Below are 15,630 nucleotides of genomic sequence, written 5' to 3' on the forward strand. Positions count from 1 at the left end.
GCCGGACCGGCCCCAGGCCGGAAGGGCACCGCCGGACCCCGCCATCCGGGCTGATCACCGCCGCGGCGGGAAAGAACGAGGGGGCAAGCCCCCTCGGACCCCCGGGCCGGAGGCCGCACGGCACCGCCGGGCTGCGCCGCTGTGGCTGATCACCGCCGCGGCGGGAAAGAGCGAGGGGGCAAGCCCCCTCCACCCCCGGGGCCCCTCCATACCGCCGCGACGGCGAGAAGCGGCCACAACCGGACCGGCGGTGCCGAACCGGCCCCAGGCCGGAAAGGCACCGCCGGACCGCACCACCCGGGCTGATCACCGCCGCGGCGGGAAAAGAGCGAGGGGCGAGCCCCCTCGGCCCCCCCGGGCCGGAGGGCGGGGGCTAGTCCGGGAGCTCGGAGTCGCGGATCGGTTCCACTACCACCGTCACGATGCGGTTCCTTCGGCCCGCTGCCGCCTCGGCGGTGAGGCGGAGAGCCGTGAGGTGCGGGTCCAGGCCGCGGTCCTCCAGGCGCACCTCCGCCGTCGCGCCCGCGATCGGGACCCGGCCCAGGGACTTGGCCAGGAGGCCGCCGACCGTTTCGACGTCCTCGTCGTCGAGCTCCAGGCCGTAGAGCTCGCCGAGGTCGCCGATGTCGAGGCGGGCGGTGACGCGGTAGCGGCCGTCGCCCAGTTCCTCGACGGGCGGCAGCTCGCGGTCGTACTCGTCGGTGATCTCGCCGACGATCTCCTCCAGGATGTCCTCGATCGTGACGATGCCGGCCGTGCCGCCGTATTCGTCGATGGCGACGGCGCAGTGGTTGCGCTGCTGCTGCATCTCGCGCAGCAGGTCGCCGGCGTTCTTGGTGTCGGGGACGAAGACCGCGGGCCGCATCGCCGTCGAGACCAGCTCGCTCTCGGCGTCCCGGCTGATGTGGGTCTTGCGGACCAGGTCCTTGAGGTAGACGACGCCCACGATGTCGTCCTCGCTCTCGCCGGTCACCGGGATGCGGGAGAAGCCGGAGCGCAGCGCGAGCGTGAGGGCCTGGCGGATGGTCTTGCCGCGCTCGATGACGACGAGGTCGGTGCGCGGCACCATCACCTCGCGCACGAGCGTGTCGCCGAGCTCGAAGACGGAGTGCACCATGCGGCGCTCCTCGTCCTCGATGAGCGACTCCTTCTCGGCCAGGTCGACCAGGGCCCGCAGCTCGGCCTCGGAGGCGAAGGGGCCCATGCGGAAGCCCTTGCCGGGGGTGAGGGCGTTGCCGAGGAGGATCAGCAGCCGGGGCACCGGCCCCATGATCCGGGCCAGCGGCAGCAGCACGTACGCGGCTGCGGTGGCCGTGCCGAGCGGGTGCTGGCGGCCGATGGTGCGCGGGGAGACGCCGACGGCGACGTAGGAGACCAGCACCATCACGGCGATGGCGACGGTCAGCGCCTGCCAGGTGGCGTCGAACTCCTCCAGGCAGACGTAGGTGACGAAGACGCCCGCCGCCATCTCGCAGGCGACCCGCACGAGCAGGGCGACGTTGAGATAGCGGGTGGGGTCCGCGGCGACGGCCAGGAGCCGCGCGCTGCCGCGCCGCCCGAGCCGTACGGCTTCCTCGGCCCGGAACCGGGTGGTCCGGGCGAGTCCGGCCTCGGCGCAGGCGGCGAGCCAGGCGACGACGAGCAGCAGGACCGCGGCGGCGATCAGCTGACCGGTCATGTGAACGTGGGAGCCGGGGAGGGCCCTTCGATGCCGCGCTCGGCCCGCCAGCCGTCGACGATGGCGGCCTGGAGGCCGAACATCTCGGCCTTCTCGTCGGGCTCCTCGTGGTCGTAGCCGAGGAGGTGCAGCACGCCGTGGACGGTCAGGAGCTGGAGCTCCTCGTCCATGGAGTGCCGGGTCGGCGCCTCCTCGCCCTGCTTCTTCGCGACCTCGGGGCAGAGCACGATGTCACCGAGCAGGCCCTGCGGGGGCTCGTCGTCGTCCTTGGCCGGCGGGCGCAGCTCGTCCATCGGGAAGGACATCACATCGGTGGGGCCGGGAAGGTCCATCCACTGGATGTGGAGCTGCTCCATGGCGTCGGCGTCGACAACGATGACCGAGAGTTCGGAGAGCGGGTGGATGCGCATCCGGGTGAGGGCGTAGCGGGCGACGTCGAGGATCGCCTGCTCGTCGACCTCCGTGCCGGATTCGTTGTTGACGTCGATGGACATGGGTCTTCGAACTTACTTTCCGTTGCGGTTGTCGTACTTCTCGTCGTACTTCTCGTACGCGTCGACGATACGGCCCACCAGCTTGTGCCGGACCACGTCCTGGCTGGTCAGCATCGAGAAGTGGACGTCCGGGACGCCGTCGAGGATCTCCCGGACCTGGCGCAGACCGCTCTTGGTGCCGCCGGGGAGGTCGATCTGGGTGATGTCACCCGTGATGACGATCTTGGAGTCGAAGCCGAGCCGGGTGAGGAACATCTTCATCTGCTCGGGGTTCGTGTTCTGCGCCTCGTCCAGGATGATGAACGCGTCGTTGAGCGTCCGGCCGCGCATGTACGCCAGGGGCGCCACCTCGATCGTCCCGGCGGCCATCAGCCGCGGGATGGAGTCGGGGTCGAGCATGTCGTGCAGCGCGTCGTAGAGCGGGCGCAGATAGGGGTCGATCTTCTCGTAGAGCGTGCCGGGCAGGAAGCCCAGGCGCTCGCCGGCCTCGACCGCCGGCCGGGTCAGAATGATCCGGTTGACCTGCTTGGACTGCAGGGCCTGGACCGCCTTGGCCATGGCCAGGTACGTCTTGCCGGTGCCGGCGGGGCCGATGCCGAAGACGACGGTGTGCTTGTCGATCGCGTCGACGTAGCGCTTCTGGTTCAGCGTCTTGGGGCGGATGGTGCGACCGCGGTTGGAGAGGATGTTCTGGGTGAGGACGCCGGCGGGCGTCTCCCCCGCGTCGGCCTCGCCGCCCTCGTTGCGCAGCATGGCGATCGACCGTTCCACCGCGTCCTCCGTCATCGGCGCGCCGGTGCGGAGCACCAGCATCATCTCGTCGAACAGACGCTGGACGAGGGCGACCTCCCGCTGCTCCCCCGTGGCGCTGATCTCATTGCCCCGCACATGGATGTCCGTGGACGGGAAGGCCTTCTCGATCACACGCAGGAGGGCGTCACCGGAGCCGAGGACCGTCACCATGGGGTGCTTGGCCGGGACCGTGAAGCGCGCCTGTGCCTGCGGCTGGATGGGTGTCTGAGTCATGGGCCGGCTCTCTGGCCTGCTCATCCCCTCTTTCTTGCGTTCATGTGTCCGACACAACCTTTGGGATATCAAGGGTACGCCGCCCCTTGCCGCTCCTTGGAGGGGTTTTTCGCTCCCGGGACCGGGCGGGCTACCCCTGCCGGAACCCCAGTGTCGGGACCGCCCTCCGCAGGGGCCACGGGCGGGCCGCCGCGGGCAGGAGGTCGTTCAGGAAGCCGTACCGCCGCAGCGTCGAGCGGTCCTGGTCGTCGTAGGAGCGCACGTGCTGCCACCACGCGGCGATCTCCACCCACCCCGGCGCGGACAGCGAGCCGCCGAATTCCTGGACGGAGAGCGCCGCCGACAGGCCGGCGAAGGCCAGGCGGTCGGCGAGGGGCCAGCCCGCGAGGGTGCCGGTGACGAAGCCCGCGACGAAGACGTCGCCCGCGCCGGTCGGGTCGAGGGCCTCGACGGCGATGGCGGGCACCTCCGCGCTCTCGCCGGTGCGCCCGTCGACCGCGTACGCGCCCCGTTCGCCCATGGTGACCACGGCCAGCGGCACCCGGTCCGCGAGGGCCCGCGCGGCGGCCCGGGGGCAGTCGGTGCGGGTGTAGCGCATGGCCTCCTCCGCGTTCGGCAGGAACGCCTCGCAATGCTCCAGGTCGGCGAGGTCGGAGGGGTCCCAGCGCCCGGTCTCGTCCCAGCCGACGTCGGCGAAGACACGGGTGCCCCGGCGGGCGGCCCGGGTGATCCACTCCTCCTGCCGGCCGGGGACGAGGAGGGCGACGGCCGCCCGGGCCGGCGGCGGGCACTCGGGGGCGGGCTCTTCCGGCGGCGGGGCCTCGTGGCCGTGCGAGACCATCGTGCGCTCGCCCTCGTACGCCATGGAGACGGTGACCGGCGAGTGCCAGCCCGGCACCACGCGCGAGAGCGACAGGTCGATGCCCTCGCCGCGCGAGAGCGCCTCCCAGCAGTACTCGCCGTACATGTCGTCGCCGAAGGCCGCCGCCAGCGAGGTGCGCAGGCCCAGCCGGGCCAGGGCGGTGGCCATGTTGGCGATGCCGCCGGGGCTGGAGCCCATGCCGCGCGCCCAGGACTCGGTGCCGCGCACGGGGGCCGAGTCGAGGCCGGTGAAGATGATGTCGAGGAAGACGGTTCCGGTCAGATAGACGTCGGTCGCCGGGTCGGTGTCGGTGCGGACCTGGGCGAGGGGGTCGAGGACGGGGGCCGCGCCCTCGAACCGTTCACTCCCGGTCTCCGTCTGCGGTGCCGCCTGGGGCGAAGGGACCGTCATGCTCGCTCGCCGCTCCTCTCGGGGTGCACGGACGCGTGGATCCGCACAGTGTGCCCGATGCTGAGGTACGTTCCGGAACATGAGGCTGACGATTCTGGGCGGTGGCGGATTCCGGGTGCCCCTCGTGCACCGGGCGTTGCTGGAGGATGCCCGGCGCCGGGTGCCGGGCCGCTGCGAGGAGCTCGTCCTGCACGACGTGGACTCGGCGAGACTCGATGTGATCGCGTCGGTCCTGGCCGCCCAGGCGGGCGGCGATCCGGACGCGCCGCGGGTGCGCACCACCACGGACCTGGACGAGGCGCTGCGCGGCGCGGACTTCGTCTTCTCCGCGATCCGCGTGGGCGGTACGGCCGGCCGGGTGCGCGACGAGCGGGCGGCGCTGGCCGAGGGCGTGCTGGGGCAGGAGACGGTCGGTGCGGGCGGGGTGCTGTACGGGCTGCGGACGGTCCCCGAGGCGCTGCGGATCGCCGGGCGGGTGGCGGCCGTCGCGCCGGACGCGTGGGTCATCAACTTCACCAATCCGGCGGGGATGGTGACGCAGGCGATGGCCTCCCTCCTGGGTGACCGGGTCATCGGCATCTGCGATTCACCCGTCGGGCTGGTGCGGCGCGCGGCGCGCGCGACCGGCGTGGACGCGGCGGCCGCCGAGTACGACTACGTGGGTCTCAACCACCTGGGCTGGCTGCGGTCCCTGCGGGTGGAGGGGCAGGAACTGCTGCCGGGGCTGCTGCGGAACGAACGGGCGCTGGCCTCCTTCGAGGAGGGCAAGCTCTTCGGCGCGCGCTGGCTGCGCGCGCTGGGCGCCCTCCCGAACGAATACCTGCACTACTACTACTTCCGGCGGGAGACGCTGCGTTCGGTCCAGGGGGCCGGCCGGACCCGGGGCGAGTTCCTCGACGAACAGCAGAGCCGTTTCTTCGAACAGGCCGCGGCCTCGCCGGAGGCGGCGTACGAGCTGTGGGAGCGGACGCGGCTGCGGCGCGAGGAGACGTACATGGCCGAGAGCCGCGCGGCCAGCGGCGGTTGGCAGCGCGACTCCTGCGACCTGGAGGGCGGCGGATACGACCGGGTGGCCCTGGCCCTGATGCGGGCCATCGCCCGCGACGAGCGCACCCGGCTCATCCTCAACGTCCCCAACGGCACGACCGTGCCGGCCCTGGACCCGGACGCGATCGTCGAGACGGTCTGCGAGGTCGGCGCCAAGGGCGCCCGTCCGCTGCCGTGCGCGCCCCTGCGGGTGGACCAGCTGGGGCTGATGCTCCAGCTCAAGGCGGTCGAGCAGGCCACGATCGAAGCGGCGACGCTGCGGGCGGGCTCGGCCCGCGAGGACGCGGCGCTGCGGGCGCTGGCGCTGCACCCGCTGGTGGACTCCCCGGCCGTGGCGGAGCGCATCCTGGCGGGCTCCCATGTGTGAGCGGGCCAGGCGGGCCACGCGGATCAGGCGGGTCAGTACGCGACGGTGAACCGCTCGCGGCGGTGCTGCGGCCGCTCGGCCTCGTCGAGCAGCGCGACCGCGAGGTCCTCCATGGAGATCGCCGAGGTGCCGTCGGCGTCGAGCAGCAGCTCGCCGCCGCCCAGCCGGTACGTTCCCGTCCGCCGGCCCGGCTCCAGGAGGGCGGGCGGGCACAGATAGGCCCAGTCCGCGTCGGTGTCGGCGCGGCACGTCTCCCACTGGGCGACGCAGGCGAGCGCGATGTCCCGCCAGGCGGTGGGCACATACTGCGGATCGTCGGCCACGGCCGTACCGCCGCTGCCGGGCACGGTCAGGCTGCCGGCGCCGCCGACGACCAGCAGCCGGACGCCTGTGCGGGCGGCTCCGGCCAGCAGCGCACCGGCGGCGGCGACGAGTGCCGCCTCGCTCCCGGGCGCGGGACGGGTGGCGCCGATCAGCAGGTCCTGTCCGGCCGCCGCCGCGGCCACGCCGTCGGCGTCCGTCGCGTCCCCGACGCGGGGCCGGGCACCGGCGGGCAGCTCACGGAAGCGGGCGGGGTCGCGGACGACGGCGGTGACCTCGTGTCCGCGCGCGAGCGCCTCGGTGACGACGCGGCTGCCGACGTTTCCGGCGGCTCCGAAGACGGTGATACGCATGGGCTGGGTGCTCCTTGCTAGCGGGTGCTGGTCGTAGTGGTGGTGGTGAGTACGGGGTCGTGCGGCCGGGGCCGCGCGGCGGGGGGCGTCGGCTTCCTGCCCGTCTGGGCCATGACCAGCGACGCGAGGACGACAACGCCGCCCAGCGCCTGCATGGGGGTCAGGTCCTGGCCGAGGACGAGCCAGCCGAGCACCGTGGCGACCAGGGGGCTGAGGAGGCCGAGGAAGGTGACGTCCGTGGCCGGCAGGGCACGGATGCCGCGGAACCACAGGGCGTAGGAGACGGCCGCGCCGATGATGGCGAGGTAGGCGTAGCCGGTCAGATTGCCGCTGGTCAGGTGTGCGGGCGGCGGGCCTTCGACGAACAGCGCGGCCGGGAGCAGCAGCAGCCCGCCGGCGACGAGCTGCCAGCCGGTGGTGGCCAGGAGCGGCGCGGGCGACGTCCAGCGCTTGCTGAGGACGACGCCGGTGGCCATGACGACCGCGCCACCGGCCGCGGCGGCGACACCGAGGCCGTCCAGCCGGGCACCGGCGCGCAGCACGAGCAGGCTCACGCCGGCCACGCCCGCGACGCCGGCGATCGCCGTACGCGCCGAGAGCCGTGTGCCGAGCAGGGCGGCGGAGAGTCCGGCCGCGATGAGCGGCTGGACGGAGCCCACGGTGGCGGCCACCCCGCCGGGCAGCCGGTACGCGGCGACGAACAGCAGCGCGAAGAAGGCGCCGATGTTGAGCGTGCCGAGCACCAGGGAGCGCCACCACCACACCCCGCTCGGCAGCCTGCGGGTGACGGCGACGAGCAGGAGCCCGGCCGGCAGGGCCCGTATCGCCGCGGCGAGCAGCGGGCGGCCCGGCGGCAGGAGTTCGGTGGTGACGAGGTAGGTGGTCCCCCAGACGGCGGGAGCCAGTGCGGTGACGAGCAGGAGGGCGAACCGATTGCTTAGCACTAAGACAATGTATCTCAGCGCTAAGCCAAATACCAGGGGTCGGCGATAAGCTGGCCGTCATGACCGATCACGTCGACCGAGTGCTGGAACAGTGGGCCGAGCGCCGCCCCGACCTGGACGTCTCGCCGATGGCGGTGATCGGGCGCCTGAAGCGGCTCTCCTCGCTGATCAGTGCCGAGCTGCGCCGCACGTTCGCGGAGCACGGGCTCGACAGCGCGTCGTTCGACGTGCTCGCCACGCTGCGCCGCAGCGCGCCCGCGCACGGGCTGACGCCGGCCCAGCTGATGCGCTCGGCGATGGTCACGTCCGGCGCCATCACCCAGCGCCTGGACCGGCTGGAGGCGCGCGGCCTGGTCGTCCGCACGCCCAGCGAGACGGACGGCCGCAGCGTGCGGGTCGAACTGACGGAGGAGGGTCGCGCCCTGATCGACCGGGCCCTCCCGGACCACCTCGCGACGGAGACGCGCCTCCTGGCTGCGCTTCCCCCGGAGGGCCGGGACGCGCTGGCGGCGGCGCTGCGGGACCTGTTGCTGTCGCTGGGCGACGGGGAGAAGTAGCGCGGGCGGCGCCGAACCGGCCGGAGGCCGGAGGGCACCGCCGGACTGCGCCGTCGCGGCTGATCACCGCTGCGGCGGAGAAGGGGGGCGAGGGGGCAAGCCCCCTCGGCCCCCGGCCAGGCGCCAGGACAGCACTCCGTTTCCCTCGCCCGCCGCAACGGCGGGAAGCGAGAACAACCTGCCCGGCGGTGCCGGACCGGCCCAAGGCCGGAGGGCACCGCCGGGACGCGCCGCCGTGGCTGAGCGCCGTCGCGGCGGAGGAGGAGGTCGAGGGGGCAAGCCCCCTCACACACCCCACCCCACCCGGCCGGAGGCCGGAGGGCACCGCCGGGACGCGCCGTCGCGGCTGGGCACCGTCGCGGCGGAGGGGTCGAGGGGGCGAGCCCCTCACACACCCCGCCCGGAACCGCGCCGGAGGCGGGGGGGTCAGAAGACGACCACCGAGCGCAGGACGTCTCCGCCGTGCATGCGCTCGAACGCCTTCTCGATGTCGCCCAGTTCGATCGTTTCCGTCACAAACGCCCCCAGGTCCAGCCGCCCCTGCTGGTGGAGGTCGATGAGCATCGGGAAGTCCCTGGACGGCAGGCAGTCGCCGTACCAGGAGGACTTCAGGGCGCCGCCCCGGCCGAAGACGTCGAGCAGGGGGAGTTCCAGCTTCATGTCCGGCGTCGGCACACCCACCAGGACGACCGTGCCGGCGAGGTCCCGCGCGTAGAAGGCCTGCTCGTACGTCTCCGGACGGCCGACCGCCTCGATGACGACGTCCGCGCCGAAGCCACCCGTCAGCTCGCGGACGGCCTCGACCGGGTCGCTCGTACGGGAGTTGACCGTGTGGGTGGCACCCATGCGCAGGGCCATGTCCAGCTTGCGGTCGTCGATGTCGACGGCGATGATGCGGGCCGCCCCGGCCAGCCGGGAGCCGACGATCGCCGCGTCACCGACGCCGCCGCAGCCGATGACGGCGACGGAGTCGCCCCGGCCGACCCCGCCGGTGTTGATGGCCGCGCCGATGCCCGCCATGACGCCGCAGCCCAGCAGGCCGGCGACGGCCGGGGAGACGCCGGGGTCGACCTTCGTGCACTGACCGGCCGCGACCAGCGTCTTCTCGGCGAAGGCACCGATACCCAGCGCCGGGGTCAGCTCGGTGCCGTCCGTCAGGGTCATCTTCTGCCGTGCGTTGTGCGTGGCGAAGCAGTACTGCGGACGCCCGCGCAGACAGGCCCGGCACTGGCCGCAGACAGCGCGCCAGTTGAGGATGACGAAGTCGCCCGGGGCCACCTCCGTCACGCCGTCGCCCACCGCCTCGACGACGCCCGCGGCCTCGTGGCCGAGAAGGAACGGGAAGTCGTCGTTGATGCCGCCCTGCTTGTAGTGCAGGTCCGTGTGACACACGCCGCACGCCTGCACCTTCACCACGGCCTCCCCCGGGCCCGGATCCGGCACCAGGACCGTCTCCACCCGGACCGGCTGATTCTTGCCGGGTGCGATGACCCCGCGGACTTCCTGCGCCATGACTGGCCCCACCCTTCGTGTCACTGATCACGCCTGCCCACACGGTACGCCCGGGACCACTTCTCCGCGCGTAGAGACGCGGCGGCCAGGCCCTTGACCAGACCAGATCAAGCCTCTAGCTTCACGCTGATCCGTCCTTGTTACCCAGGAGTATTCACGTGGCACGATCCCTGACGTCCAAGCGCGCCCGCATAGCCGGCGCCACCGTCGCCGCCGTCGCGGCGGGCGCCGGCCTCTTCGCGGCGGGGTCGGCCTCCGCCGACCACGCGGCCCCGCGCACGGACAAGGAGATCCCGAACCTCACCAAGGTCACCGACCAGATCAAGGCCTACTACGGCGACACCGTCGACAAGAACGGCCAGCACTACGCCTCGGCCGACAGCAACTACGCCAAGCAGGTCGCGGGCATCGAGAAGAAGGCCAAGGCCCACCTCGAGCACGTGGTCGCCAACCGCGCCAAGGGCAAGGGTGGCAAGGACAAGCCCGCCATCGTCCTGGACGTGGACGACACCACCCTGCTGACCTACAACTACGAGCTCCAGCAGGGCTTCCACTTCACGCCCGAGTCGCAGGACGCGTACCTGAAGTCCACCGACATGGCCCCGGTCTTCGGCATGCCGCAGCTGGTCAACTGGGCCCAGTCCAAGGGCATCACGGTCTTCTTCGTCACCGGCCGCGACGAGCACCAGCGCGACTGGAGCGTGCGCAACCTCAAGAACGCGGGCTACAAGCCGGCCGCCGACACGGCGCACTTCTTCCTGAAGAACAAGACGACCCCGCCGGCGTACCTGCCGTGCGGCGCGAAGTGCACGACCGTCGAGTACAAGTCGGGCACGCGGGCCCACATCGAGTCGCAGGGCTACCACATCGTCGCCAACTTCGGCGACCAGTACAGCGACCTGTCCGGCGGCCACGCGGACAAGACCTACAAGCTGCCGAACCCGATGTACTTCCTGCCGTAGGACGGCGCCGGGGGCGGGGGCCCGGCCCCCGCCCCCCTCGTGCGCCCGCCGGCGCCCTCAGCGCCGCTTGGGTATCGGCACCCGCATCAGGTCCTTGGCGACCGTCAGCTCGCCCTCGAACCCGGCCGCCCGCGCCTGCCGTTCGAACTCGGAGGGGTCCTCGTAACGCTGCGAGAAGTGCGTGAGCACCAGGTGCCGCACCCCGCTCTCCGCGGCGACGCGCGCCGCCTGGCCCGCCGTCAGATGGCCGTGCTCGACGGCGAGCGCCTCGTCCTCGTCGAGGAACGTCGACTCGATGACGAGCATGTCGCACCCCTCCGCCAGCGCGTACACCCCCTCGCACAGCCGCGTGTCCATCACGAACGCGAACCGCTGCCCGCGCCGGACCTCGCTGACCTCGTCGAGCCGGACCCCGCCCAGCGAGCCCTCGCGCTGGAGACGGCCCACGTCCGGGCCCGTGATGCCGTGCGCGGCCAGGCGCTCGGGCAGTATGCGCCGCCCGTCGGGCTCGGTGAGCCGGTAGCCGTAGGAGTCGACGGGGTGCGAGAGGCGGTGCGCCTCGAGGGCGTACGCCCCCGTGTCGACGAGCGTCCCGCCGGGCCCGGCGACCGGGGCCTCGACCAGCTGGACGGTCTCCCGGTACGCCGTGGCATAGCGCAGTCGTTCGAAGAAGCGCCGGCCGCTGGCGGGGAAGTGCGCGGTGACCGGGTGCGGCACCCGGTCGAGGTTGACGCGCTGGATGACGCCGGCCAGCCCGAGGGAGTGGTCACCGTGGAAGTGGGTGACGCAGATCCGGTTCAGGTCGTGCGCGGCCACCCCGGCGCGCAGCATCTGACGCTGCGTGCCCTCGCCGGGGTCGAAGAGGATGCCGTCGCCGTCCCAGCGCAGGACGTAGCCGTTGTGGTTGCGGTGCCGGGTGGGCACCTGGCTGGCGGTGCCGAGGACGACGAGTTCGCGTACGGACACGCGCCTATCCGGGGGGCCAGTTGAAGCCGCGGCCGCCCAGTACGTGGGCGTGCGCGTGGAAGACGGTCTGGCCCGCGCCGGCGCCGGTGTTGAAGACGATGCGGAAGCCCTTGTCGCCGTTCTCCTGGCGGGCGACCTCGGCCGCCTCACGCAGCACGTCGGCGGCGATCCCCGGCTCGGCGGCGGCCAGCGACCCGGCGTCGGGGTAGTGCACCTTGGGGATCACCAGGACGTGTACGGGCGCCTGGGGGTTGATGTCCTGGAACGCGACGGTCGTCTCGGTCTCCCGTACGACGGTCGCCGGCACCTCCCCCGAGACGATCTTGCAGAACAGGCAGTCGGCCTGCGGTTCTCCCGCCACCGGTGATCTCCTCCCGGGTCGTCGGCTCGTACGGTCCGGATGTTACCGGGCCGTCGAAAGGTGATCGACCGGCCGGGCCGCACGTCCGAGCGCGGGTCACTTGCCCCGGAAGGTGCTCGAACAGCTCGGTGAGGGGTGCGGGTGGTGCGACGGGCCGGGCTTCTCCGTCGTCGTGGGCGGCGGGCTCCAGCCGTCGCCGGTGGGCGTGCCGGTGCTCGCCCGGGAGCAGTCGCCGAGCACGGACGCGGTGAACACCGTCCTGCCGTCGACCTTGGCGGTCAGCCGGCCCCGGACGCAGGCATCGCCGCTGATGCCCGTCACCGTGCCGAAGACGATGATCTTCCGGCCGTCCTCGGTGCGGCCTTCGCAGTCCACGCCGACGGCGGTGACGGGCCGGGGCGAGCCGTGCTCGTCGGGGCCGCCGCGCTCGGCTCTGCCCTGACAGCTCAGCCAGGCCACGCGCACCCCGTCGCGCTGGAGCACGGCGGCGGCCTGCTTCTGGGTGGTGACGGCCACGGCCACCGTGTCGAGCCCGCCGACGGGGTCACAGCCGGCGAGGGCCGGCACGGCCGCGCCCGCGACCAGGGCGACGGCCACCGCGTACCGGGTACGCCGGCTCGGGACACGTAAACGCCTCAACGCTCCCATAGGGGGCAGTTTCCCACTCCGGTGGGTGGGGCGGAAGGACGCCCTGGTGTGGGACGAGTACGGCTGGGAGCGAGAAGTACCGCCAGCCGTCGCCTCGCTCGACGATGACGAGCGTGCCGTGGCTGCCGGCGCGCACGGCGTGCGGAAGTGCGGCGGCGGTCGCCGCCAGGTTCGTCGGAGTCATGCCGTGGACGTCAGGCGCGGCGGGGAGCCGGTGGGTCGACCGTTGGGCAAAGGATCAGGCCGGTGGCTCGCCCGTGGTCCAGATCTGCTCGGCGGACACCTGGTCGAAGCGCCAGCCCTGCGGGGTGCGCACCAGCTCCGTCTCGTAGCGGCCGCCGACGGTGAAGAGCGTGGAGTCGGGCTTCACGTGCATCATCAGCGCGTTCCACGACGCGGTGGCGCGCTCGCCGTCCGGCTCGACGTCGACCAGGACGTCCGCCGCCACGTGCTGGGTCCGGTCGAACCGCGCGAGCGCGTCGGCGAAGAGCCGGGCGGCGTCCGCCGCGCCCTCGGTCGCGCCGATGGGGGTGACGAAACGAACCTTCTCGGTGAGAAAGCGCCGCGCCCACTCGTCGTCGATGCGGCGCTCGTCCAGGGAGCGGAAGAAACGACCGGCCAGGGTCGTGATGGCGTGGTGGTGCTCCGAGTAGTTGTACATGACACGAGTCTCACAGCCGGACCACGCCCGGGGTCAAGAGCGGGCGAGAATCTGGCGCGCCAACTGTTCTTGCGCGGGAGCGAGTTCGACCGCTATGGCGGTCTGTCGCGCGTCGTCCACGGTCACGGCGGCGGGCGCGGCGGGTCTGGCCAGCAGGCAGGCGCGGCGCAGATGGGTGGGCGGGTGGGTCGCGTCGACACTGTGCCCGCGCAGGGCCCCGGCGCGGCGCTGACGCTCGTACTCGTGCTCCGGGATGGAGGCCATGTGCGCGGCCAGCCGCTCCCAGAGGCCGCGCGGATCCACGCCGGGCTTTGCCGCCCTGCCGCCGCGCCGCACGGTCCTGGCGGCATTGGCCTCGCGGAGCAGCAGCGTCTCGGCCGAGCCGGTGACGAGGAGGCAGTCGATGAGGCCCACGGCGGCCTCGGTCGAGCCGGCCCGGGCGGCGATGGCGTCGGCCAGGTACTCACCGCGTTGCGCGGCGCGCGAGGAGAGCCGGTCGAGCAAGGTGAGCAGGCCTTGAACGGCGCTGCGTGCCGGCAGGTAGAAGACGTTGAGCACCACACTCGGGACGCGCTGGGCCCGGAAGTAGCCGACAAGGCGCCCCCCGTAGAAGACCGGCGACTTCGACTCCGGCTGCACCATGTAGAGCCATTCGGTCAGCGACCGCACGGCGCTTCCGACGACCAGTCCGTACCGGACGTTCCCGTTGGCATAGTGGCCGAGTTCGTGCCCCAGCAGGGCGATGCGCTGCTGCGGGGTCGCGTACTCCCACAGTCCGAGCCCGATGGTCAGCAGCCGGCGCTGTCGCCAACCATAGGTCGTGACACTCGCGTTGACATCGGGCGTCACGGCGACGGCATGCACGCCTGTGGTGCCGGCGACGACGGCGACCTCGTCGATCAGGGCGAACAGCTGCGGCGCGTCCGCCCGGTACAGCACCGGCCCGTCCGGCAGCCGGCCGAAGCGGGGTCGCAGGGCGCAGCCCAGCACCAGGGAGATGGCACCCAGGGCCGGCAGCAGGGTCCCCCATCCGAGGACCACCAGCAGGATCCCTCCGACTGCCAGCGCCACCGTGACCCCGTGGACGGCCAGCGCCATGACGTACGCCAGGACCCCGGCCCGGTCCCAGCCCGACGTCGGCGTCCCGCCGGCCGCGACCTCCGCCGACAGGCGCTCCCCGTGCCGCCGGGCCGACGCCTGCCGTAACTCCTCCGGCCGCCCCGCCTCCTTCTCCGGTCCTCCGGGATCCACGTTCCAGTCGCAGGCCGCGCACCACGCGGTGAACCGGCGATCCGTCCGCACTTCCGCCCCGCACTCCGGGCACGCCCGGACGTTCTCCTCGATGGCGTTCCGCACCGTCACTCCCCCGTTCCCCCCGGTCAATGACGGCGCAGCATAGAACTGTTCGATACCGCGACGCGCGGGACATCCGGCGAATGGCTCGATCCGTACGGTCGGTGCGGCGCACTCCGGACGCCGTTAGGGTCGGTCGCATGACACTGTCCACGCGAGAACGAGAGCAGTTCCTGGCCGAACCTCATATCGGCGCGCTGTCGGTCGTCGAACAGCCGGACCGTGCACCGCTGACCGTGCCCATCTGGTACCACTACACGCCGGGCGGCGAGCTGTGGGTGCGTACCGGGCCGGAGTCCCGGAAGGCGCGGGCGATCCTGGCCGCGGGGCGCTTCAGCCTGATGGTCCAGCGGACCGAACCCACGGTGCGCTACGTGTCGGTGGAGGGCCCGGTGACCGGGACGGATCCGGACAGCCCGGAGCGGTCCCGGGAGATGGCGGCGCGGTACCTGCCGCAGGACAAGGTCGCCGGCTTCGTGGAGTACGACCGGACCCGGCTCGGTGAGCACGTCGTCATCCGGATGCGGCCGGAGCACTGGGTCTCCGCGGGCCTGGGAGCGTTCTGACAGCGCCGGCACCCGCCGGCTCCCGCCGTCGAAACTCCCCGCCGAAATACCCCGGCCGGTTCGGCCACCCGCGGCCCCGTCAGGGCCTTCGGCGGGGGCGCGGGCAGCGCTTCGCCCGCCCTCGCGAGTGGTGCCCTTCCGCCTCCTGTCACAGCCGCCCACATGCGCGCCAAGAGACTCGAACAGCCCCTACCGGCCAGGGCTTTCGCCCCCACCCTGCCTAAGATCGCAGGAAGCGAAGGGGGCCCGCATGGACCGCGACATCCGCACGGTCGACGACGTACTCAGACTCCTCGACGAGCTCTTCCCCCAGGAGGCGGACCGCTGGACGGAGGGCGCCGCATCCTGGTGGGACGGCTTCTACCGGGACCGCGCGAAGCCGGTGCCGTTCTTCGTCGCGAAGCCGGACGAGAGCCTCGTCTCCTACCTCGACCGCGGGCTCCTCGCCCCGGGCCGCGCCCTGGACCTGGGCTGCGGCCCGGGCCGCAACGCGATCCACCGGGCCGCGCTGGGCTTCGAGGGCGACGCCGTGGACCACTCC

16 protein-coding genes and 1 pseudogene are annotated in these 15,630 nt (G+C 72.7%); 5 read left to right on the plus strand and 12 right to left on the minus strand.

Going from position 1 to position 15,630, the window contains the following annotated elements:
- Window positions 1–373: 373 nt before the first annotated feature.
- The 4 genes from AB0K09_RS18165 to AB0K09_RS18180 form a co-directional block, all read right to left on the minus strand.
- Window positions 374–1,678, minus strand: coding sequence for a hemolysin family protein (locus AB0K09_RS18165; RefSeq protein WP_366066372.1), 1,305 nt, complete (start codon window positions 1,676–1,678; stop codon window positions 374–376).
- A complete protein-coding gene (gene ybeY / locus AB0K09_RS18170) occupies window positions 1,675–2,172 on the minus strand; it encodes an rRNA maturation RNase YbeY (RefSeq protein WP_366066373.1) in 498 nt (165 codons plus the stop codon). The genes AB0K09_RS18165 and ybeY overlap by 4 nt, the downstream gene beginning before the upstream one ends.
- A gap of 12 nt (window positions 2,173–2,184) precedes the next feature.
- A complete protein-coding gene (locus AB0K09_RS18175) occupies window positions 2,185–3,198 on the minus strand; it encodes a PhoH family protein (protein ID WP_366066374.1) in 1,014 nt (337 codons plus the stop codon).
- A gap of 130 nt (window positions 3,199–3,328) precedes the next feature.
- Window positions 3,329–4,471 (minus strand): PfkB family carbohydrate kinase, encoded by a 1,143-nt coding sequence (locus AB0K09_RS18180; protein WP_366066375.1) that lies wholly within the window; start codon window positions 4,469–4,471, stop codon window positions 3,329–3,331.
- A gap of 79 nt (window positions 4,472–4,550) precedes the next feature.
- Between AB0K09_RS18180 and AB0K09_RS18185 the strand changes: the two genes are divergently transcribed.
- Window positions 4,551–5,885: a 6-phospho-beta-glucosidase gene (locus tag AB0K09_RS18185; RefSeq protein WP_366066376.1), complete on the plus strand. Its 1,335-nt coding sequence runs from the start codon at window positions 4,551–4,553 to the stop codon at window positions 5,883–5,885.
- A gap of 32 nt (window positions 5,886–5,917) precedes the next feature.
- On the opposite strand, the gene AB0K09_RS18190 is transcribed toward AB0K09_RS18185, so the two are convergent.
- Complete coding sequence (locus AB0K09_RS18190; protein WP_366066377.1) at window positions 5,918–6,559, minus strand: NAD(P)H-binding protein; 642 nt, start codon at window positions 6,557–6,559, stop codon at window positions 5,918–5,920.
- Between the two features lie 17 nt (window positions 6,560–6,576).
- The gene (locus AB0K09_RS18195) at window positions 6,577–7,503 is read right to left on the minus strand and encodes an EamA family transporter (protein ID WP_366066378.1); all 927 of its coding nucleotides are present in this window, start codon (window positions 7,501–7,503) and stop codon (window positions 6,577–6,579) included.
- Window positions 7,504–7,562: 59 nt separating this feature from the next.
- Here AB0K09_RS18195 and AB0K09_RS18200 point away from each other — a divergent pair, with 59 nt between their 5' ends.
- Window positions 7,563–8,060, plus strand: coding sequence for a MarR family transcriptional regulator (locus AB0K09_RS18200; protein ID WP_366066379.1), 498 nt, complete (start codon window positions 7,563–7,565; stop codon window positions 8,058–8,060).
- Window positions 8,061–8,486: 426 nt separating this feature from the next.
- Here AB0K09_RS18200 and AB0K09_RS18205 read toward each other — a convergent pair whose 3' ends face one another.
- A complete protein-coding gene (locus AB0K09_RS18205) occupies window positions 8,487–9,572 on the minus strand; it encodes an S-(hydroxymethyl)mycothiol dehydrogenase (protein WP_366066380.1) in 1,086 nt (361 codons plus the stop codon).
- A gap of 158 nt (window positions 9,573–9,730) precedes the next feature.
- On the opposite strand from AB0K09_RS18205, the gene AB0K09_RS18210 reads away from it, so the two are divergent.
- Window positions 9,731–10,534 carry an HAD family acid phosphatase gene (locus AB0K09_RS18210; RefSeq protein WP_366066381.1) on the plus strand — a complete coding sequence of 268 codons (804 nt, stop codon included), beginning with the start codon at window positions 9,731–9,733 and terminating at the stop codon, window positions 10,532–10,534.
- A 57-nt stretch (window positions 10,535–10,591) separates the two neighbouring features.
- On the opposite strand, the gene AB0K09_RS18215 is transcribed toward AB0K09_RS18210, so the two are convergent.
- The 5 genes from AB0K09_RS18215 to AB0K09_RS18235 all read right to left on the minus strand — a co-directional run bounded on the left by AB0K09_RS18215 (window position 10,592) and on the right by AB0K09_RS18235 (window position 14,526).
- On the minus strand, window positions 10,592–11,500 hold the full coding sequence (locus AB0K09_RS18215; RefSeq protein WP_366066382.1) for a ribonuclease Z: 909 nt from the start codon (window positions 11,498–11,500) through the stop codon (window positions 10,592–10,594).
- Between the two features lie 4 nt (window positions 11,501–11,504).
- Window positions 11,505–11,861: a histidine triad nucleotide-binding protein gene (locus AB0K09_RS18220; RefSeq protein ID WP_366066383.1), complete on the minus strand. Its 357-nt coding sequence runs from the start codon at window positions 11,859–11,861 to the stop codon at window positions 11,505–11,507.
- A gap of 96 nt (window positions 11,862–11,957) precedes the next feature.
- Window positions 11,958–12,458 carry a hypothetical protein gene (locus AB0K09_RS18225; RefSeq protein WP_366066384.1) on the minus strand — a complete coding sequence of 167 codons (501 nt, stop codon included), beginning with the start codon at window positions 12,456–12,458 and terminating at the stop codon, window positions 11,958–11,960.
- 289 nt (window positions 12,459–12,747) lie between these two features.
- A complete protein-coding gene (locus AB0K09_RS18230; protein WP_366066385.1) occupies window positions 12,748–13,170 on the minus strand; it encodes a nuclear transport factor 2 family protein in 423 nt (140 codons plus the stop codon).
- 33 nt (window positions 13,171–13,203) lie between these two features.
- Entirely contained in the window at window positions 13,204–14,526 is a 1,323-nt protein-coding gene (locus AB0K09_RS18235) for a M48 family metalloprotease (protein WP_366066386.1), read from the minus strand.
- Between the two features lie 137 nt (window positions 14,527–14,663).
- Between AB0K09_RS18235 and AB0K09_RS18240 the strand changes: the two genes are divergently transcribed.
- Both AB0K09_RS18240 and AB0K09_RS18245 read left to right on the plus strand, forming a co-directional pair.
- Complete coding sequence (locus tag AB0K09_RS18240) at window positions 14,664–15,089, plus strand: pyridoxamine 5'-phosphate oxidase family protein (protein ID WP_366066387.1); 426 nt, start codon at window positions 14,664–14,666, stop codon at window positions 15,087–15,089.
- Window positions 15,090–15,339: 250 nt separating this feature from the next.
- Window positions 15,340–15,630, plus strand: a pseudogene (locus AB0K09_RS18245) (SAM-dependent methyltransferase); the annotation flags it as partial.

Origin of the sequence: Streptomyces sp. NPDC049577 (assembly GCF_040675635.1) — a bacterium.
GTDB lineage: Bacteria > Actinomycetota > Actinomycetes > Streptomycetales > Streptomycetaceae > Streptomyces.